The organism is Cellulosimicrobium sp. SH8, assembly GCF_025818875.1.
In the GTDB taxonomy this organism is placed as follows: domain Bacteria; phylum Actinomycetota; class Actinomycetes; order Actinomycetales; family Cellulomonadaceae; genus Cellulosimicrobium; species Cellulosimicrobium cellulans_D.
The window spans coordinates 167,554-185,885 of the sequence record NZ_JAMXMH010000006.1 but is presented as its reverse complement, the minus strand read 5'-3'; the positions used below and the strand labels follow the sequence as shown (position 1 = coordinate 185,885).

Here is an 18,332-nt window from a genome sequence, read left to right as displayed (position 1 = left end):
GGGTCGGTCCCCGTCGGCCCACCGTCGTCGCGCGCCTCAGTCGCAGGCGACCCCGTCGAGAGTGAACCCGGTGGGGTCGGGGTGCGCTCCGGCCGTCGTGGCCGCGCCGTTGAAGCCGAACGTGACCGACTGCCCCGGCGCGATGCTCGACTGCCACGCCGGGTGGGTCGCCGTGACCGTGGTGCCGGACTGGGCGACGGTCGCGCTCCATCCCGGGGCGTCGACCCGCTGGCCCCCGGGGTAGTCGAACGTGACGACCCAGTCGTCCACGGTCGCCGCGGACGTGTTGGTCACCGTGACCGACGCGGTGTACCCGGTGCTGGTGCCACCCCAGGCGGCCGCGGAGTAGTCGACGGCGCATGCACCGGTGGGCTCGGGCGTCCCACCGTCGTCCAGGGTGGTGAACGTGACGGTCCGGGTCGCCGAGACCACCCCGGTGTGGTCGTTCCGGGACCGGACCGCCACGGTGTACGCGGTGTCGGGCTCCAGCTCCGTCAGGTCGACCATGGGTGACCCGTCGGTGCTCGCGATCACCTGTCCGGTGCCGGGGTCGAGCAGGTCGTACCCGGTGACGCACCCGGACTCGGCGGCACCCCACATGACGTGCGCGCTGGTCGCGGTGACGGACATGGCCATCACCGCGCCCGGGGCGCCCGGCGCCTCGTCGGGGCACGCGGGCTCGGTGGGCTCGCCGCCGTCGTCGCCGATCCCCGTGATCTCGCCGTCGCCGCCGTCGAACGCGACGTCGGAGCACGAGTAGAAGTTCTCGTTGCTGTCCGAGCGGACCCAGTGGGTGAAGATCACGTGGTCGCCGCTGCGGTCGGCGGGGAGCGTGACGTCCCAGTAGTAGTAGTTCAGGGCACCCGGTCCGCCCGTGTCGGGCGGGTTGGTCACGGAGTCGATCAGCTCGAGGTCGTCCCACGCGAGCGGGCTCGACGGGTCCCAGCCCTCCTCGGTGACGTACACGTCGAAGCGCCCCGGGTGCTCGGCCCAGTTGTTGTGCTGGAACTGGTAGGTCTCCCCGGCGGTCAGGTGCGTCCGCGGCCAGTCGTCCCGCACGGCGTTGAACCCGCTGAAGTCGTACGGGCCGCGCCCTCCGCCGTCGCAGATCTGGCCGTCGGGGATGTAGCCCGCGGTCCGGCCCGCGCCGTTCGAGTCCAGGTTGCCGAACCAGTTGTAGAACGCCGAGGTCCCGCTGACCGCGTAGGCGTTCGCGCACGCCGGGTTCTGCGGGTCGACCTGCCCGTTGCCCGTCTGGCCGTCCACCCAGCACAGGTACTGACGGCTCCCCGGGAACACCTCCGCCCCGTGCGCCGCGGCGGGGGCGGGCGGCGAGGCCGCCACCAGCCCTGCCGCGCCGAGGACCACCGCGGCGGCCCACGCTGCAATGCGTCGCATCTCTCCAGCTCCTTTGCTCTCGGATGTCGAACACGACGACCATGCCTCGCACCCCACCCTCGGGGGCAGCCGCCTAATCGATTCGGACCGGCGCCGGCCCGACGCCGGTGCGGCCGTCCGGTGGGCCGGTGCGCCCCGGCGTCGGGCACGGGGGAGGATGAGGGCGGGGGACACCGACCCGACAAGGAGACCCATGCCCGCGCCTACGACGCCCACCCGCGAGTTCGTCACCGGCCTGCCCAAGGCGGAGCTGCACCTGCACCTGGAGGGCACGCTCGAGCCCGACCTCAAGCTGCGGCTCGCGCAGAAGAACGGGATCGACATCGGTCAGACGACGGTCGAGGAGGTGCGCGCGACCTACGCGTTCGACTCCCTGACGAGCTTCCTCGCCGTGTACTACCCGGCGATGGAGGTGCTGCAGACGGCGGACGACTTCTACGAGCTCGCAGACGCGTACCTCGCCCGCGCGGCCGCCGACGGCGTCAAGCACGCCGAGATGTTCTTCGACCCGCAGGCGCACACGTCGCGCGGGGTGCCGTTCGAGGCGGTCGTGACGGGCTACCACCGTGCCGCGGCCGAGGCGCCGGCCAAGCACGGGATCGACGCGCACCTCATCCTGTGCTTCCTGCGCGACCACTCGGCGCAGAGCGCGGCCGAGACGCTCGAGGCGTCGGTGCCGTTCCGGGACAAGTTCCTGGGCGTCGGGCTCGACTCGGACGAGCGCGACAACCCGCCGCAGAAGTTCGCCGACGTCTTCGCACGCGCGCGCGAGCTCGGCTACCGGCTGACGATGCACTGCGACATCGACCAGGTCGGCAGCATCGACAACATCCGCACCGTGCTCGACGAGATCGGCGTGGACCGCGTGGACCACGGGACGAACGTCGTCGAGGACCCGGCGCTGGTCGACGTCGTGCGCGAGCGCGGGCTGGGCCTGACGACGTGCCCGATCTCGAACTCGTTCGTCACGGACGACATGAAGGCGACCGAGATCGCGGACCTGCTGCGCTCGGGCGTGCGGGTGACGGTGAACTCCGACGACCCGGCGTACTTCGGCGGCTACGTGGCCGACAACTACGTGGCGCTCGCGGAGGCGGCGGACCTGACGACGGAGGAGGTCGTGCAGCTCGCGCGCAACTCGTTCGAGGCGTCGTGGCTGGGCGACTCGCAGCGGGCCGCCTACCTCGCCGAGATCGACCGGTACGTCGCGGGGTTCGACGCGAGCGCCGTCTGACGGCGCCGGACGCCTGCCCGTGTCTCGGCCCACGAGCCGCGCGGCACGGGCAGGCGTACCGGGGAGTAACGTGTCGGGGACGGCCGCCGCCGTCCGGATGGCGGCGAGAATGCCCGCGGGGGGTGAATAATCTCCGGGTGCCGCACGTTGGCGCACTCGGGACCCGCAGCCGCGGACGAACCGTCCGCGGCCCGACGCGCGGGCCCCGGGCCCGCAGGGGCACCACGGACCATCGGCTTGGCGAGAGGGCGACCAGAGCTCATGAAGGATGTGCTGTACGTCAACGGCGGGACCCCGCTGGACGGGACGATCACCGTGCGGGGCGCGAAGAACTTCGTGTCCAAGGCCATGGTGGCGTCGTTGCTGGGGGAGTCGCCGAGCGTGCTGCGCAACGTGCCGCAGATCCGCGACGTGGGCGTCGTGACGGGGCTGCTGGAGCTGCACGGCGTGGCGGTCAAGTCCGACCCGGACGCGGGGATCCTCGACCTGGACCCCTCCAACGTCGAGTCGGCGCACGTCGCGGACATCGACGCGCACGCGGGCTCGAGCCGCATCCCGATCCTGTTCTGCGGCCCGCTGCTGCACCGCCTGGGCGAGGCGTTCATCCCCGACCTGGGCGGGTGCCGGATCGGCGACCGGCCGATCAACTACCACCTGGACATCCTGCGCCAGTTCGGCGCGGTCGTGGACAAGCGCGAGAACGGGATCCACATCCGCGCCCCCCGCCGCCTGCAGGGCACCAAGATCGCGCTGCCGTACCCGTCGGTGGGTGCGACCGAGCAGCTCCTGCTCACGGCCGTGCGCGCCGAGGGCATCACGGAGCTGGCGAACGCCGCGATCGAGCCCGAGATCATGGACCTCATCGCGGTCCTGCAGAAGATGGGCGCGATCATCTCGGTCGACACCGACCGCGTGATCCGCATCGAGGGCGTGGACCGCCTCGACGGGTACACCCACACGGCGCTCGGCGACCGCATCGAGGCAGCCTCCTGGGCGTCGGCCGCGCTCGCGACGGGCGGCGACATCACCGTCAAGGGCGCGACGCAGCCCGAGATGATGACGTTCCTCAACACCTTCCGCAAGGTCGGCGGCCGGTTCGACGTGCAGGACGACGGCATCCGGTTCTGGCACCCGGGCGGCGACCTCTCCCCGATCGTGCTCGAGACCGACGTGCACCCCGGCTTCATGACCGACTGGCAGCAGCCGCTCGTCGTCGCGCTCACCCAGGCCAAGGGTCTGTCGATCGTGCACGAGACGGTCTACGAGAACCGGTTCGGCTTCACCGACGCGCTGCGCGGCATGGGCGCCACCATCCAGGTCTACAAGGAGTGCCTGGGCGGGCGCGACTGCCGGTTCGGTCAGCGCAACTTCCACCACTCCGCGGTGGTCTCCGGCCCGACGCCGCTGGCCGCGGCCGACATCGAGGTCCCCGACCTGCGCGGCGGCTTCTCCCACCTCATCGCCGCGCTCGCGGCGAAGGGGACCTCGACCGTGCGCGGCATCAGCCTCATCGACCGCGGCTACGAGAACTTCCAGGAGAAGCTGGTCGCCCTCGGCGCCGACGTCCGCCGCGACTGACCCGCGACGCCCGTCGCCGCAGGTCATGACGCCTGTCACGACGGCGCGGCGCGCGTGCGTGGGACGCTGGTCGACGTGATCACCCGACCGCGCACGTTCCTCGACGTGTGGAGCCGTCGGACCGCGCCCGAGCGGTTCGACGCCTACACCCGCTGGTCGCTGTACCTGCTCTCGCTGTTCGAGCCGTTCCTCGCGCTCGCGCTCGTCGGCACCGACCAGACCTTCCGGCCGGGGACCGTCGGGGCGTGGCTCCTGCTCGTCCTCGTGCACACGGCGACGAACATCGCCGTGCTGCGCGCGGGCGTGGTGCACTTCCTCGGTGGCCCGGCGGTGCGGACGTGGTTGCTCGCGCTCCACTTCGCCGTGTCCGCGGCGGTCGCGGCGGTCGGGTTCTGGACCTTCCCCGTCGGCTCTGCGGAGGACGTCGCCGGGAGCGCCAGGTACTACGCGCTCCTGCTGGGGTTCGGGTTCGGCACGCTCGCGGTCGTGCCGCTGCTGACCTTCCGCCGCCTCGCCCTCCTCGGTCTCCTGTTCGGCGCGGTCACGGGGTGCTCCGTGTGGGTGGGGACCGGGCCGGTCACGTCGACGACCGCGGGCATGGCGTTCGGCCTCGGTCTGTCGGGCGCGATCATGCTGGTCGCGGTGTTCGGGTCCTACCGCGTGTCGGTGTGGATGCTCGGCATCGTGTGGGAGCAGGAACGCACGCGCGTGCTGCACGCCCGCCTCGCCGTCGCGGAGGAGCGGCTGCGGTTCTCCCGGGACCTGCACGACGTCTTCGGCCGCACGCTGTCCGTCGTCGCCGTGAAGAGCGAGCTCGCCGCGGAGCTGGCGGCCCGCGGTCGCCCCGGCGCGGAGGAGCAGATGCTCGAGGTGCGCCGGATCGCGCAGGACGCCCTGCGCGAGGTGCGTGCCGTCGTCGCCGGCTACCGGACGGCCGACCTCGCCGCCGAGCTGGCGGGCGCCCGCTCGGTCCTGCGGTCGGCGGGGATCACGACGACCGTCCACGGTGACGAGACGCCCGTCGGGACCGCGGCCCAGGAGGCGCTCGCCTGGGCGGTGCGCGAGGGCGTCACCAACGTGGTGCGGCACTCGACCGCCCGCACGTGCACGATCACGGTGCACCGGGACCGGGTGTCGAGCGTGGTCGAGATCGTCAACGACGGCGCCCCCGCGGGGACGGGCGACGGGCGCGGCTCCGGGTTGGTCGGTCTCCGGGAGCGGCTGGAGGGCGCGGGCGGGAGCCTGCAGACGTGGTCCGACGGCGGCCGGTACGGACTCGTCGCGCGCGTGCCCGACGACGGCGCGGCCCGGGGGGCACCGGCGCGGGGCAGCGCTCTCGACGTTCCCGCCCCCACCACAGAGAGGACCACGCGCGCGTGATCCGCATCCTGCTCGCCGACGACGAGAACCTCATCCGCGACGCCGTCGCGTCGCTCCTGGCCCTCGAGGACGACCTGGAGGTCGTGGCCCAGGCGGCCTCGGGCCCCGAGGCCGTCGCCGCCGCACTCAAGCTCGAGCCCGACGTCGCGGTGCTCGACCTCCAGATGCCCGGGCTCGACGGGGTCGAGGTCGCGCAGCGCCTCGCGCACGAGCTGCCGTCGTGCGGCGTGGTGATCGTCACGAGCCACGGCCGGCCGGGCTACCTCAAGCGGGCCCTGGAGGCGGGTGCGCGCGGGTTCCTGCCCAAGACGGTCTCCTCGCGCGTGCTCGCGGACGTCGTGCGGCAGGTGCGCGACGGCGGCCGCTACGTCGACCCCGAGCTCGCCGCGGAGGCGATCGCGGCGGGCGCGAGCCCGCTCACCGCCCGTGAGGCGGACGTGCTCGAGCTCGCCGCCGACGGCGCGCCCGTCGAGGAGATCGCGACGCGCGCCCACCTGGCCCCGGGGACGGTGCGCAACTACCTGTCGTCGGCCGCCGCCAAGCTCGGGGCGGCGAACCGTCACGAGGCGGCGCACGTGGCGCGGCGGCACGGCTGGATCTGAGCGGAGTGCCGCGCCCGGTAGGCTCGGTGACCGTGCCGAGCCTGCCCGAGACCCCGCGCGCGTACAAGAACCTCGCGTTCTTCCTGCGCCCGATCCTCTTCGCGATCACCCGCCGTGACTGGCGCGGTGCGGAGAACCTGCCCCCGACCGGCTTCATCGCCGCGGCGAACCACGTCACGGAGTTCGACCCGTTGACGCTCGCGCACTTCCTCTACGACCAGGGACGCGCCCCCAAGATCACGGCCAAGGCGTCGCTGTTCACGGTGCCGGTCCTGGGTGGCGTCCTGCGCCGCACGGGCATGATCCCGGTGCACCGCGGCACGTCGGGCGCCGCGCAGTCCCTCGTGGACTCCACCGCGCGTCTCGACGAGGGGGAGTGCGTCGTGTTCTTCCCCGAGGGGACGCTGACGCGCGACCCCGACGGCTGGCCCATGGTCGGCAAGACGGGCGTCGCGCGACTCGCGCTGACGAGCCGCGCCCCCGTCGTGCCCATCGCGCAGTGGGGCGCGGAGCAGCTGCTCGCGCCGTACGGCAAGGTGTTCAAGCCGATCCCGCCCAAGCGGGTGGCCGTGCACGCCGGCCCGCCCGTCGACCTGTCCGACCTCTACGACCGTCCGCAGGACACCGCGACGCTGCGCGAGGCGACGGAGCGCATCATGGCGGCGATCACGCGCCAGCTCGAGGAGATCCGCGGCGCGAAGGCGCCCGTGGAACGCTTCGACCTGCGTCAGCACCCGGGCTCGGAGCGCCGCCGGTGAGCGGGGACCAGACCGTCGAGATCAGCCCGCTCCCGCTCGGCACGGACCACGCCCCTGCTGCGGAGCGCGTCGTCGCTGCTGTCCTCGGCTCGGGGAGCTGGGGCACGACGTTCGCCGCCGTGCTCGCCGACGCCGGCTGCGAGGTCCGCCTGTGGGGTCGCGATCCCGAGGTCGCCGCGCAGGTGAACTTCTCCCGACGGAACGAGAAGCGGCTTCCGGGCATCGAGCTGCCCGCAGGGATCCGGGCCACGACCGACGCGCGTGACGCGCTCGCCGGGGCGGGGCTGGTCGTCGTCGCGATCCCCTCGCAGGTCGCCCGCACGACGCTCGCCGAGCTGCGCCCCTACCTGGAGCCCGACGCCGTCGCGGTCTCGCTCATGAAGGGCGTCGAGCTGAGCACCGACCGCCGCATGAGCGAGGTCGTCGCAGAGTCCCTCGGGCTGCCGCCCGAGCGCGTCGCCGTGGTCTCGGGCCCCAACCTGGCGCGGGAGATCGCGCACCGCCAGCCGACGGCGACCGTCGTGTCGTGCGTCGACGAGGACGTGGCGCGGTACGTGGCGCGCGCGTGCTCGTCGTCGTACTTCCGCCCGTACACCAACCGCGACGTGGTCGGGGTCGAGCTGTGCGGGGCCGTGAAGAACGTCATCGCGCTCGCCGTGGGCATCGCGCAGGGCCGCGGGTTCGGCTACAACACGACGGCCACCGTCATCACGCGCGGCCTCGTCGAGATCACGCGCCTGGGCCTCGCGCTCGGCGCGGACGCCGAGACGTTCCCCGGCCTCGCGGGCATGGGCGACCTGGTCGCGACGTGCTCGTCGCCGCTCTCGCGCAACCACACGCTCGGCAAGCACGTCGGCCAGGGGCTGAGCCTCGAGGACGCGATCGCCGCCACCGGCGGCACGGCCGAGGGCGTCAAGTCCTGCCGGTCGGTGCTCGAGCTGGCGCAGAAGGTGGGCGTCGAGATGCCGATCACGGCGGGGGTCGTCGCGGTGCTGCACGAGGGCATGCCGGTCGACGAGATGGCGCGCGGCCTGCTCGCCCGGCCGCAGAAGGCCGAGGGGATCTCGGCGGAGCGCTGAGGGCGTCGGCGCCTGTCGGGTCGGGGTCCCGCCCGTCAGTCGTCGTCGCGGACGTCGACGACCACGCGTGCCGGGTCCTCGAGCGAGAACACCCGGAACGGACGCTGCTCGTCGTCGACCCCGACGAACGCCTGCGTGTAGCCCTCGAAGACTCCGCGCAGCAGGACCTCCTCGACCTCGCCCTGGTCTCCGGCGCGCACCGGGTTGGGGCCCGCGTACTCGTCGACGCCCGTGTCCGTGGGGTACCCCGAGCCGGAGATCATGACCTGCAGGTAGGCGTCGCCGTCGACGGTCGCGACGTTGCCGCTGCCGTCGTCGATCGGCTCGTCGACGTACTCGACGCGCCACCCGGGCGTCCCCGTGCCGCCGAGCTCGAAGACGACACGGTCGAACCCGTCGTGGTGACCGATCCGGATGTCCGTCACGGTCAGGGCTGCGTCCGCGGACGGGTCCTGGGTGTCCGGGTCGGTGTTCGCGGGGAACGGCAGCGGGGCCTCGGTCGCGTCGTCGGCCGGTGCCGACACGTCGTCGGTCGGACTCTCGCCCGAGCCGTCGGACGGCGACCCGGTGGGGCTGGGCGAGTCGCTCGTCGTGGTGCCCGACGGCGACGGGGAGTCGTCCGTGCCGCCCGGAGTGCACGCGGCGAGCGAGAGCACCAGCACTCCGACGACGGCTGCCGCGGCCCGCGGTGGCGTCACCGCCGCGCGCCCTCGGCCGCCACGGACTGTCCGCCTCGATCCTCGTGCCTTCATAGCCCGATCGTAGAAACCGCAGGTCACGTTCGCGCGGCGGGCAGAGCACGGTCCGGTTCCGGTCGGGTCACGGCGGCGTCTCGAGACGTTCTCGGCGTCGTCGTCGCCTCGCAGATCGCGCGCGGACGGGTTCCTGGTCGTTCGTGGGCCGTCGAGGTGGGCGACGCTAGGCTCGAAGGATGCTGCAGGGGATCGGCGCAGACGCGGTGGGAGTTCTCGTCGCGATCGTGCTCGCGGTGCTTGTCGTCGTCGGGATCATCCGCTTCACCTCTGGCGCCGAGGCGCGCGCCCGGCGCGACGCGGGCGCGGGGGAGAGCGCGTCATCGGGCATGTTCGGCGAGATCGTCGAGATCTTCCAGCCCAGCCGCACGCACGTGACGGAGGAGAAGGAGCGTCAGCGCCTCGACATCGTGCAGCGCCCCGCGGAGGGGCGCCCGTTCGACGTCGACCTCGACGACGGCGTCTTCTACGTGCCGGCGGGCACGGCCGGTCCCGAGCGTCCGGACACCGACGCGCGGTAGCGCACCTCGGACGATCTCAGCCGGCGGGTGCGCGCAGCGCCCGGTCCAGGTCCTGCCAGAGGTCCTCGACGTCCTCGATCCCCACGGAGAGACGCAGCAGGTCCTCGGGGACCGTGCGGGACTCGGTCGCGAACCGGCGGCGACGCTCCAGGCTCGACTCCACGCCGCCGAGGCTGGTCGCGGGCACCCACAGGCGCACGGCACCGACGACGGCGTCCGCGCCCGCGGCCCCGCCACGAGGTCGGACGCCGAGGATCGAGCCGTACCCGGTCATGAGTCGCGACGCGCGCTCGTGCCCGGGGTCCGTGGGCAGGCCCGGGTGGCGCACCTCGACGACGTCGGGGTGGTCGGCGAGGCGCCGCGCCAGCTCGGCGGCGTTCGCCTGGGCGCGCTCGACGCGCAGCGCGAGGGTGCGCAGGCCGCGCAGCGCGAGCCACACCTCGAACGGACCCGGGATCGACCCGTGGAGCGTCCGGTAGGAGCGCAGCGTCGCGGTGAGCTCGGCGGTGCGCGCGACGGCGGCGCCGAGGACGACGTCCGAGTGCCCGGCGAGGTACTTCGTCACCGAGTGCACGACGACGTCCGCGCCGTGCGCGAGCGGCTGCTGCCCGAGCGGGGTCGCGAACGTGTTGTCCACGGCGCTGAGGACGCCGCGGTCACGAGCGGCCGCGAGCAGGACGGGGAGGTCGGCGACCTCGAGCATGGGGTTCGTCGGGGACTCGACGAGCAGGAGCGAGGCGCCGTCGAGCGCGGCGACGACCTGGTCGGTGTCCGCGACGTCGACCCGGACGACCTCGACCCCCGCGCGCGCCGCGAGGTCGTCGGCGAAGCCGAGCGTCACCTGGTACGCGTGCCGGGGGAGCACGACCTTGCCGCCGGCGGGCACGAGCGAGAGGACCGCCGCGATCGCCGCCATCCCGGACCCGAAGGCCACGCCCGGGTGCTCGCCCCCCTCGAGCGCGGCGAGCGCCTCCTCGAACGGATGCCACGTCTCGGTGTCCATGCGCGTGTACAGGAGCTCACCGGGCTGCTGTACGCCCTGCGACACGTAGGTCGACGAGAGCACGATCGGCGGGTTCACGGGCGCGCCCTGCGTCCGCTCGGGGCGCCCCGCGGCGACGACGACGGTCGCGGGGGAGAGGGCGGCGGGGCCGTGCGGGTCGTTCATGGCGGCAGCGTACGCCCGGTCGCACGACGCATGCCCCGGGCGATCACCTCCCGACACGTCGGCGGAGAACCGCGAGGCTCAGTCGAGCGGGCCCAGCAGGGACTGCGCGACCGTCGAGTGCGCGGACTCGTCGTCGGACGGGTGGAAGATCCCGGCGAGCACGTCGCGGTAGAGGCGGCCGAGCTCGTTGCCGGCGAAGTAGCTGGACCCGCCCGCGACGCGCACCATCTGGTCGACGACCGTCTTCGCCGTCTCCGTGGCGCGCACCTTGAGCCCCGCGGTCGCGCGGAACCAGCCGGCGCCGCGGTCGACGAGCGCGTCGAGCTCGCCCGCGACGGTGTCGATCTGCGGCCAGACTGCGTCGAGCGCGAGCGCGGCGTCCGCGAGGCGCCAGCGGATGTCCGGGTCCTGCGCGAGCGACGCGCCGTCGTTCTTCATCGACGTGCGGCGGCGCGCCGCGGCGACCCCGAGTTCGAGCGCGCGCCCCGCGATCCCGGTGTAGACGGACGCGAGGAGGGTCTCGAACGTCGTGAAGATCCCGACGACGAGCGGGTCGAGCGTGGGCCCGGGCGCGAGCCGCCGCACGACGCGGTCGGCGGGCGCGTGCGCGCCGTCCAGCACCGTCGATCGGGACTGCGACGCGCGCATGCCCATCGTGTCCCAGTCGTCGAGCACCTCGACCCCGGAGTCCCGGGGGACGAACGCGTGCACGAGGCGCGGGGCGTCGTCGGACACCGTGTCGAGCCCGAGGACGCCGAGGCGCGTCCACGCGGGCGAGTTGGACGTGAAGATCTTGCGGCCGTGGAACGTGTAGCCGCCCGTGCCGTCCGGTCGCGCCTCGGTGCGGGACCCGAGCAGGACCAGGTCGTTGCCGCCCTCGGAGTACCCGAAGCCGAACACCTCGCCGCGACCGGCCTCCTCGAGCAGCCAGTCGAGCGAGGCGTCCCCGCGCTCGTGCAGGTATCGCGCGACCCCGGTGCACACGTGGTGCATGTTCACCGCGAGGGCCGTCGCGGGCGCCGCGCCCGCGAGCCGCGCCTGCTCGTGCGCGACCTCGCGCAGGCCGAGCCCGGCGCCGCCGAACGACACGGGCACGAGCGCGCGCAGGTACCCGGCCTCGGTCAGGGCGGCCAGGTCCTCGTCGAAGAAGGCGTTGTCGCGGTCGTAGCCCGCCGCGCGGCCGCGGACGGCCTCGAGCAGGTCGTCGGTGAGGAGGGTGCGGGGTTCGGGGAACGGCGGCGCGAAGGAGGAGGGGGAGGACGACGGGGCGACGGGCGTGGGCATGGCCTGCCTTCGGTCGGGGCGGACGGCGAGAGGCCCCGGCGACGCGCGTCGCCGGGGCCCCTCCACCGTACGCCGGGCCGGTCAGCCGACGAGCACCGGCGTCGGCTCCTCCGGCGACGGCAGGATGCGGCGCAGCACGTCGGCGAGCGTCACGACGCCGACGAACCGCTCGCCGTCCATGACGATCGCGAGCTGCTCGCTCGACTCGCGCATGCGCGCGAGCGCGGCGTGGACCGTCGTCCCCGACGCGAGCACGAACCCCGGGCGGGCGAGCTCCCCGGCGGGCCGGTCGTCGGGCTCCAGGAGCGTGTCGCGCACGTGCACGACCTTCGGCACGACGCTCCCGTTCTGGACGAGGATGCGCAGGTGCCCCGACCGGGCGGACGCCGCACGCACGTCTGCGGCCGTGGCCGTCGCGGGGACCGACGTCGGGCGGCCCTCGGCCGGCACGAGCGCGTCGACCGTGAGGGTCTCGAGCTCGATGACGCCCGAGATCTGCGCGCGGTACGACGCCTCGAGCGCGCCGACGTTCGCCGAGTGCTCGACGAGGTGTCGCAGGGTCGCGGCGTCCTGCCCGCCGCCCTCGACGTTCTCGACCGGCTCGACGCCCACGGCGCGCACGCAGCGGTTCGCGAGCGCGTTGAGCCAGCGCAGCAGCGGGCGGAACGCCCACATGAACCCGCGCATCGGCAGCGCCAGCAGGGTGGCCGAGCGCTCCGGGTGGGCGATCGCCCACGACTTGGGCGCCATCTCGCCGATGACGAGGTGCAGGAACGTCACGACGACGAGCGCGAGCACGAAGCCCGCGACGTCGGCGGCCCACAAGGGCGCGCCCCACGTCTCGAAGACGGGCGTGAGCCAGTGGTGCACGGCCGGCTTGGTGATGGCGCCGAGTGCGAGCGTGCACGCCGTGATGCCGAGCTGCGCACCCGCCATGAGGAGCGTGAGCTCGTTCGAGCTGCGCAGCGCGGCGCGCGCCGCTCGGCTCGTGGGAGCGGCGTCCTCGAGCCGGTGCCGCTTGGCGCCGAGGAGCGCGAACTCCACGGCGACGAAGAACGCGCTGAGCGCGATGATCGCGACGGTCGCCACGACGACGACCCAGGGGTTGCTCATCGGGACTCCTCCGCAGCGGTCGCCGGGCGTGTGGTCGGTCGGGCGCTCTCGTCCGTCTCGTCGGCGGCGGGGGCGTCGCCCCGCTGCTCGACGAGCCGGACGCGCACGAGGCGCGGCACGTGCCGCTCGACCGACAGGACGTCGACGACGAGCGTGCGGCGCACGGGCTCGTCGTGGACGAGGTCGGCCGGGTCGTCCGGCAGCGGGACCTCGATCGTGTCGCCCGCGCGGGGCAGGGCGCCGTGCTGCGCGATGAGGAGGCCGGAGACCGTCTCGTGGTCGCCGCGCGGCAGGTCGTGCCCGAGGGCGCGCTCCGCCTCGTCGACGTGGACGTCGCCGCCCATGACCCACACGCCGTCGTCCTCGGCCGTGACCGTGACGGGCTGCTCCGGGTCGTGCTCGTCGGTGATCTCGCCCACGAGCTCCTCGGCGAGGTCCTCGACCGTGAGCACGCCGGTGAAGCCGCCGTACTCGTCGATGACGCACGCGAGCTGGTTGCGCGTGGAGTTGAGCTGCCCGAGCGCGTCGGGCAGCGTCATGGTCGTCGGCAGCACGACGGCCGGACGCATGAGATCGGTGACGGGCGCGCCGTCGGGCAGGTCGGTCGCCAGGACGTCGGCGAGCTGGACGACGCCGAGCGGCTGGTCCGTCTCGTCGACCACGGGGTAGCGGGTGTGGGCGCGGGCCATGAGCTCGCGGACCTCGGCGACGGTCGCCTCGGGGCGGACCGTCCCGACGCGCGAGCGCGGGATCATCGCGTGCTCGACGTCCCGCTGGGGAAAGTCGAGGATGCGGTCGAGCAGCACGGACAGCTCGTCGGGCAGGTCCCCGCTCTCGCGCGAGTCGGCCACGATGTGCTCGAGGTCGCGCGCGGTCGCGGTGTTGTCGACGTCGTGCACGGGCTCGATCTTCAGCAGGCGCAGCAGGGCGTTGGACGCCTTGTCGAACACCGCGATGAGCCAGCCGAACACCGTGAGGTAGGCGGTCGTGGAGCGCGCCAGGCTCTTCGCGAGCGGCTCGGGCCGCGCGATGGCGAGGTTCTTGGGGAACAGCTCGCCGAAGAGCATCTGGATGATCGTCGACAGCACGAGAGCGACGACGGTGCCCACCGCCACGCCGACGCCCGTGGGGACGCCGACGCCGCCGAGCATCGTGCCCAGCGACTCACCGATCAGGGGCTCGGCCACGTAGCCGACGAGCAGGCCCGTCACGGTGATCCCGAGCTGGGCCCCGGACAGGACGAAGGAGGTGCGCCGGGTGACGGCGAGCGCGCGCCGGGCCGACTCGTCGCCGGCCTCCGCCTTGGCCCCCAGGCGGGAGCGGTCGACGGTCATGTAGGCGAACTCCTGGGCGACGAAGTAGGCCGTCGCCGCCGTGATCGCGAGAACCACGAGGAGACCGAGCAGGAGGGAGAGGAAGGTCGTCATCGTGCCCGCACCGCCCTCCGGTCGTCGGGGACGCGTTCGCGCGTCCGCTCGCTGCCGGGGCCGGTGCGGCCGGGACTATGGTCGGGGTCGTCGGCCGCGGGGGCCTCGAGAGTCGTGTCTTCCACGGCAACCCCAACGCAGGACGTCCCCGGATCGTTCCCGGGTCGACGGACCTGTGCGCGTCGGGCGCGCGAGCAGGCGTCCGGTAGGGTCGTCCGCGATGTCCAGCCAGAGCCCCGACCGGTCCGTGCCGTCCACCGACGAGCACCCCACCGGCGCGCCCCGCAAGCCCCGCGTCCTCGTGCTGTTCGGCGGCCGCTCGGGCGAGCACGCCATCTCCGCCGCGACCGCCGCGGGAGTCCTGCGCGCGATCGACCGGTCGCGCTACGACGTGATCCCCGTCGGGATCACGCCGACGGGGGAGTGGGTCCTCGCGGCCGACGAGCCCGCGCGCTGGGAGATCACGGAGGGGCGTCTGCCGCAGGTCGAGCCGACCGGCGAGGAGGTCATCCTGCCGCTGTCGACCGGGCGCCGGGACCTGCGCGTCCTCACCCCGGGCGACGTCCCGCGCGTGCTCGGCGAGGTGGACGTCGTCTTCCCGCTGCTGCACGGCCCGTACGGCGAGGACGGCACGCTCCAGGGGATGCTCGAGCTCGCCGACGTCCGCTACGTCGGCGCGGGCGTCCTGGCCTCCGCCGTCGGCATGGACAAGCACTTCATGAAGCTCGTGCTCGCCGGCGAGGGGCTGCCCGTCTCCCCGTACACGGTGATCCGCCCGGGCGCGTTCGAGCGCGACCCCGAGGCGTGGACGCAGACGGTGGCGGCCCTCGGCCTGCCCGTGTTCGTCAAGCCCGCGCGCGCCGGGTCGAGCCTCGGCATCTCCAAGGTCGACGACCTCGCGGACCTGCCCGCCGCCGTCGCCGCCGCGCAGGAGCACGATCCCAAGGTGATCGTCGAGGCGGGCGTCGTCGGCCGCGAGATCGAGTGCGCCGTCCTCGGGGGCCGCGGCGGTGCGCGCCCGCGCGCGTCGCTGCCCGGCGAGATCGTCGTCACGGGCGAGGCGCACGACTTCTACGACTTCGAGGCCAAGTACCTCGACGAGGCCGGAGTCGAGCTGTCGTGCCCCGCCGACCTGCCCGAGCACCTCGTGGAGCGCGTGCGCGAGATCGCGATCCGGACGTTCGAGGCGGTCGGCGCGGAGGGTCTCTCGCGAGTCGACGTCTTCGTCACGCCCGACGAGCAGGTCGTCGTCAACGAGATCAACACGATGCCCGGCTTCACGCCGTTCTCGATGTACCCGCGCATGTGGGAGAAGTCGGGGCTGAGCTACCCCGAGCTCATCGACGAGCTCGTCGCGCTCGCGCTCGAGCGGCCCACCGGCCTGCGCTGACCCCTCCGCGACGACCCGCCGGGCTCAGCCCACGTCGCCCGTTCCGACGCACGCGCGCGTCTGCGGGACCTCCATGACCGCACGGCCCAGGTCCGCGATGAACGACGTGGAGTGGTCCTCGGTCACGGCCGGCGGCACGACGACCTGCACCGCGGGGTCGCGCCCGTAGGTGGTGAACGTCCAGGTGCCCTCGTCCTCGACGACGAGCCAGTCCACGGTGCCGCCGTCGGACTCGACGCTCTGGCACGTCGTCGTCGTCGGTCCGGGCACCTCGACGCCGCACCGCAGCGTCACCGCGGCACCCGGCTCGCCCCAGGCCGCGGTGGCCTGGCTCGTCGTGCCGACCTTCGCCAGGTCCTCGCCGAGGGTCTCCGGCAGCGCGAGCACGACGTCCGCGCACAGCGGGTTCTGGGCGTCGTCCGCCACCGGGACGCCGATGCTCGGTGCGCACGCGGCGGTCGCCGCGACGACGCCGAGGAGCGCCGGCACGGCGAAGGCCCGGGCCAGGAGGGGCGACCGGCGGGGCCGGGACGGACCGGGGCGGGTGGACGGCGAGGCGGGAGGGACGGCGTCGAGCACGCGACCACCGTAGCGGCCCGCGGAGGGTGCCCGTGACCGCCCGGGCGGCGACTAGGGTGGCGGCGTGAGCGAGACGCCCCTGCTGGTCCGCGACGTGCCCGAGGAGGCGCTCCTCGCCCGGATCTTCCCCCTGCTGCCCACCGCGCCGACCACCCTCGTCGGGCCGGGGGACGACTGCGCCGTCGTCGCGGCGCCGGACGGCCGCTACGTCGTGTCGACCGACGTCCTCGTCGAGGACCGGCACTTCCGCCGGCGCTGGTCGTCCGGGTACGACGTCGGGTGGCGGGCCGCGGTGCAGAACCTCGCCGACGTGGTGTCGATGGGCGCGCGCCCTGCGGCGCTCGTCGTCTCGCTCGTCATGCCCGGCGACCTGCCCGTCGACTGGGTCACCGGCCTCGCGCGAGGGCTCGCCGACGCGTGCACGCCCCTCGGTGCCGCGGTCGTCGGCGGGGACCTCTCAGGAGGGGACCAGGTCGTCGTCGCGGTCACCGTCCACGGCGACCTCGAGGGCCGCGAGCCGGTGCTGCGCTCCGGCGCCCGCGAAGGCGACGTCGTCGCCCTCGCGGGGAGCCTGGGCCGGTCCGCGGCGGGTCTCGCGCTGCTCGACGCCGACCGGGCGGACCTCGACGACGCGCTCGTCGTCGCGCACCTGCGTCCCAACCCTCCGCTCGCCGCGGGGCCCGTGGCCGCCGACGCCGGCGCGACCGCGATGATGGACGTGTCCGACGGGCTGCTGCGGGACGCGGGCCGGATGGCGCGGGCGAGCGGCGTCGTCGTGGACCTCGCGCTCGCCGCTCTGGGCGCGGACCGCGACCGGCTGCGCGCGGCCGCGGCCGCGGTCGACGGAGCGAGCGGGGTCGGTGCCGGAGCAACGGACGGCGACGCCGCGACGGTCGCCGACGCCGGGGCGGACGCCGGCGACCGCGCCGAGGGTTGGGTGCTGTCGGGAGGCGAGGACCACGCGCTGCTCGCGACGTTCCCCGCGGGCGCCGACCTGCCCGGAGCGTTCCGGGCGATCGGCACGGTCCGACGCGCGTGGTGTGACGATCCGGGTGTCCGGGTCGACGGCCGCGTGGCGCGCCGCGCGACCGGGTGGGACCACTTCCGTGCCTGAGCGCGGCGGTCAGCCCCGGCGGTAGCGGACGGCGGTGAGGTCCTTGCCGCCGATGTCGTCCCGGCGCTCGACGCCGTCCGGCGTGAAGCCGTGGCGACGGTAGAAGCGGCGCGCGCGCTCCGCGTCCTCGAGGACCCAGAGCGTGACGGTCGTGCCGGGACGCACCTCGCCGAGCATGGTGCGCATGAGGTCGCGCGCGACGCCGCGCCCCCAGGACTCGGGGTCCAGGTAGATGGCGAAGATCTCGAGGTCGCCCGGCTCGGCGTCCTCGTCGCGGCTGGGACCGAGGGTGGCGAAGCCGATCGTGCGCCCGTCGGCGTCGGCGAGCCACGTGCGGGCGCCGGGGGTCGCGAGGCTCTGGACCCAGTGCTGCTCGCGCTGGTCGTGGTCGAGCGAGGCCAGGTACTCGTCGGGCACGATGCCGGCGTACGCGCCCCTCCAGGACGCGATGTGCACGGCTGCGATGGCGCTCGCGTCCGCGGGAGCGGCCGGGCGGATGGTTACCTCGCTCAGTTCCGTCACCATGCACAAAGACTGCCACCGTGGCCCGGATCCGCCAAACCGGTTTGTCCCGATCTTCAGGAGATCTCCGCATCTCGGCGACCGGCGGTCCCCGGTCCGACGTGCAGAGACGACGAGAGCGCCTGCCGGATCCGGCAGACGCTCTCGTCACGGTCTCGCGATGCTCAGGCGGGACGGGTGACCTTCCCGGCCTTGAGGCAGGAGGTGCACACGTTGAGACGCTTGGGCGTCCCCGCGACCACGGCGCGCACGCGCTGGATGTTCGGGTTCCAGCGGCGCTTCGTCCGGATGTGGGAGTGCGAGATGCTGTGCCCGAAGCCCGGGCCCTTGCCGCAGACGTCGCAGTTGGCAGCCACGGTTTCTCCTGATCGTCGTGCACGTCGCGCACGCAGCGGCGACGTCCTGAATGGTCTGTAGGGTGTCTCGCCCGGTG

At 73.9% G+C, this 18,332-nt stretch carries 18 protein-coding genes; 9 read left to right on the top strand and 9 right to left on the bottom strand.

Going from position 1 to position 18,332, the window contains the following annotated elements; genetic code table 11:
• Positions 1 to 36: 36 nt before the first annotated feature.
• Positions 37 to 1,398: a lytic polysaccharide monooxygenase gene (locus tag NF338_RS10380; RefSeq protein WP_264030695.1), complete on the bottom strand. Its 1,362-nt coding sequence runs from the start codon at positions 1,396 to 1,398 to the stop codon at positions 37 to 39.
• Positions 1,399 to 1,591: 193 nt separating this feature from the next.
• On the opposite strand from NF338_RS10380, the gene NF338_RS10375 reads away from it, so the two are divergent.
• From NF338_RS10375 to NF338_RS10350, 6 genes are all read left to right on the top strand, one after another.
• Complete coding sequence (locus NF338_RS10375; RefSeq protein WP_264030694.1) at positions 1,592 to 2,632, top strand: adenosine deaminase; 1,041 nt, start codon at positions 1,592 to 1,594, stop codon at positions 2,630 to 2,632.
• A 261-nt stretch (positions 2,633 to 2,893) separates the two neighbouring features.
• Positions 2,894 to 4,210 carry a UDP-N-acetylglucosamine 1-carboxyvinyltransferase gene (gene murA / locus NF338_RS10370; RefSeq protein ID WP_264030693.1) on the top strand — a complete coding sequence of 439 codons (1,317 nt, stop codon included), beginning with the start codon at positions 2,894 to 2,896 and terminating at the stop codon, positions 4,208 to 4,210.
• 75 nt (positions 4,211 to 4,285) lie between these two features.
• Positions 4,286 to 5,590 carry a sensor histidine kinase gene (locus tag NF338_RS10365; RefSeq protein ID WP_264030692.1) on the top strand — a complete coding sequence of 435 codons (1,305 nt, stop codon included), beginning with the start codon at positions 4,286 to 4,288 and terminating at the stop codon, positions 5,588 to 5,590.
• A complete protein-coding gene (locus NF338_RS10360; RefSeq protein ID WP_264030691.1) occupies positions 5,587 to 6,192 on the top strand; it encodes a DNA-binding response regulator in 606 nt (201 codons plus the stop codon). The genes NF338_RS10365 and NF338_RS10360 overlap by 4 nt, the downstream gene beginning before the upstream one ends.
• Positions 6,193 to 6,224: 32 nt before the next feature.
• Positions 6,225 to 6,950 (top strand): lysophospholipid acyltransferase family protein, encoded by a 726-nt coding sequence (locus tag NF338_RS10355; RefSeq protein WP_264030690.1) that lies wholly within the window; start codon positions 6,225 to 6,227, stop codon positions 6,948 to 6,950.
• A 20-nt stretch (positions 6,951 to 6,970) separates the two neighbouring features.
• Positions 6,971 to 8,029 (top strand): NAD(P)H-dependent glycerol-3-phosphate dehydrogenase, encoded by a 1,059-nt coding sequence (locus NF338_RS10350; protein WP_264030785.1) that lies wholly within the window; start codon positions 6,971 to 6,973, stop codon positions 8,027 to 8,029.
• A 35-nt stretch (positions 8,030 to 8,064) separates the two neighbouring features.
• Here the strand turns inward: NF338_RS10350 and NF338_RS10345 are convergent, their stop codons facing one another.
• Entirely contained in the window at positions 8,065 to 8,727 is a 663-nt protein-coding gene (locus tag NF338_RS10345) for a hypothetical protein (protein WP_264030689.1), read from the bottom strand.
• Positions 8,728 to 8,960: 233 nt separating this feature from the next.
• Between NF338_RS10345 and NF338_RS10340 the strand changes: the two genes are divergently transcribed.
• Positions 8,961 to 9,302, top strand: a complete 342-nt coding sequence (locus tag NF338_RS10340; protein WP_264030688.1) for a DUF6191 domain-containing protein — start codon at positions 8,961 to 8,963, stop codon at positions 9,300 to 9,302.
• 16 nt (positions 9,303 to 9,318) lie between these two features.
• On the opposite strand, the gene NF338_RS10335 is transcribed toward NF338_RS10340, so the two are convergent.
• From NF338_RS10335 to NF338_RS10320, 4 genes are all read right to left on the bottom strand, one after another.
• Complete coding sequence (locus NF338_RS10335; protein ID WP_264030687.1) at positions 9,319 to 10,470, bottom strand: trans-sulfuration enzyme family protein; 1,152 nt, start codon at positions 10,468 to 10,470, stop codon at positions 9,319 to 9,321.
• Between the two features lie 78 nt (positions 10,471 to 10,548).
• Complete coding sequence (locus NF338_RS10330) at positions 10,549 to 11,754, bottom strand: acyl-CoA dehydrogenase family protein (protein ID WP_264030685.1); 1,206 nt, start codon at positions 11,752 to 11,754, stop codon at positions 10,549 to 10,551.
• An 81-nt stretch (positions 11,755 to 11,835) separates the two neighbouring features.
• Positions 11,836 to 12,867, bottom strand: a complete 1,032-nt coding sequence (locus tag NF338_RS10325; protein ID WP_264030684.1) for a hemolysin family protein — start codon at positions 12,865 to 12,867, stop codon at positions 11,836 to 11,838.
• On the bottom strand, positions 12,864 to 14,294 hold the full coding sequence (locus NF338_RS10320; RefSeq protein ID WP_264030683.1) for a hemolysin family protein: 1,431 nt from the start codon (positions 14,292 to 14,294) through the stop codon (positions 12,864 to 12,866). The genes NF338_RS10325 and NF338_RS10320 overlap by 4 nt, the downstream gene beginning before the upstream one ends.
• 220 nt (positions 14,295 to 14,514) lie before the next feature.
• Here NF338_RS10320 and NF338_RS10315 point away from each other — a divergent pair, with 220 nt between their 5' ends.
• A complete protein-coding gene (locus tag NF338_RS10315) occupies positions 14,515 to 15,684 on the top strand; it encodes a D-alanine--D-alanine ligase family protein (RefSeq protein ID WP_264030682.1) in 1,170 nt (389 codons plus the stop codon).
• 24 nt (positions 15,685 to 15,708) lie between these two features.
• Here NF338_RS10315 and NF338_RS10310 read toward each other — a convergent pair whose 3' ends face one another.
• Positions 15,709 to 16,263 (bottom strand): DUF3515 domain-containing protein, encoded by a 555-nt coding sequence (locus tag NF338_RS10310; protein WP_264030681.1) that lies wholly within the window; start codon positions 16,261 to 16,263, stop codon positions 15,709 to 15,711.
• A gap of 64 nt (positions 16,264 to 16,327) precedes the next feature.
• Here NF338_RS10310 and NF338_RS10305 point away from each other — a divergent pair, with 64 nt between their 5' ends.
• The gene (locus NF338_RS10305) at positions 16,328 to 17,377 is read left to right on the top strand and encodes a thiamine-phosphate kinase (protein ID WP_264030680.1); all 1,050 of its coding nucleotides are present in this window, start codon (positions 16,328 to 16,330) and stop codon (positions 17,375 to 17,377) included.
• 9 nt (positions 17,378 to 17,386) lie between these two features.
• Here the strand turns inward: NF338_RS10305 and NF338_RS10300 are convergent, their stop codons facing one another.
• Both NF338_RS10300 and rpmB read right to left on the bottom strand, forming a co-directional pair.
• A complete protein-coding gene (locus NF338_RS10300) occupies positions 17,387 to 17,902 on the bottom strand; it encodes a GNAT family N-acetyltransferase (protein WP_053371462.1) in 516 nt (171 codons plus the stop codon).
• A gap of 161 nt (positions 17,903 to 18,063) precedes the next feature.
• Positions 18,064 to 18,255, bottom strand: a complete 192-nt coding sequence (gene rpmB, locus NF338_RS10295) for a 50S ribosomal protein L28 (RefSeq protein ID WP_024840757.1) — start codon at positions 18,253 to 18,255, stop codon at positions 18,064 to 18,066.
• Positions 18,256 to 18,332 lie beyond the last annotated feature (77 nt).

Bases quoted from the DNA above. Each gene is read 5' to 3' on its own strand.
- NF338_RS10380 (WP_264030695.1), bottom strand. From the start codon at position 1,398: ATGCGACGCATTGCAGCGTGGGCCGCCGCGGTGGTCCTCGGCGCGGCA.
- NF338_RS10375 (WP_264030694.1), top strand. From the start codon at position 1,592: ATGCCCGCGCCTACGACGCCCACCCGCGAGTTCGTCACCGGCCTGCCC.
- murA (WP_264030693.1), top strand. From the start codon at position 2,894: ATGAAGGATGTGCTGTACGTCAACGGCGGGACCCCGCTGGACGGGACG.
- NF338_RS10340 (WP_264030688.1), top strand. From the start codon at position 8,961: ATGCTGCAGGGGATCGGCGCAGACGCGGTGGGAGTTCTCGTCGCGATC.
- NF338_RS10335 (WP_264030687.1), bottom strand. From the start codon at position 10,470: ATGAACGACCCGCACGGCCCCGCCGCCCTCTCCCCCGCGACCGTCGTC.
- NF338_RS10330 (WP_264030685.1), bottom strand. From the start codon at position 11,754: ATGCCCACGCCCGTCGCCCCGTCGTCCTCCCCCTCCTCCTTCGCGCCG.
- NF338_RS10325 (WP_264030684.1), bottom strand. From the start codon at position 12,867: ATGAGCAACCCCTGGGTCGTCGTCGTGGCGACCGTCGCGATCATCGCG.
- NF338_RS10320 (WP_264030683.1), bottom strand. From the start codon at position 14,294: ATGACGACCTTCCTCTCCCTCCTGCTCGGTCTCCTCGTGGTTCTCGCG.
- NF338_RS10315 (WP_264030682.1), top strand. From the start codon at position 14,515: ATGTCCAGCCAGAGCCCCGACCGGTCCGTGCCGTCCACCGACGAGCAC.
- NF338_RS10300 (WP_053371462.1), bottom strand. From the start codon at position 17,902: ATGGTGACGGAACTGAGCGAGGTAACCATCCGCCCGGCCGCTCCCGCG.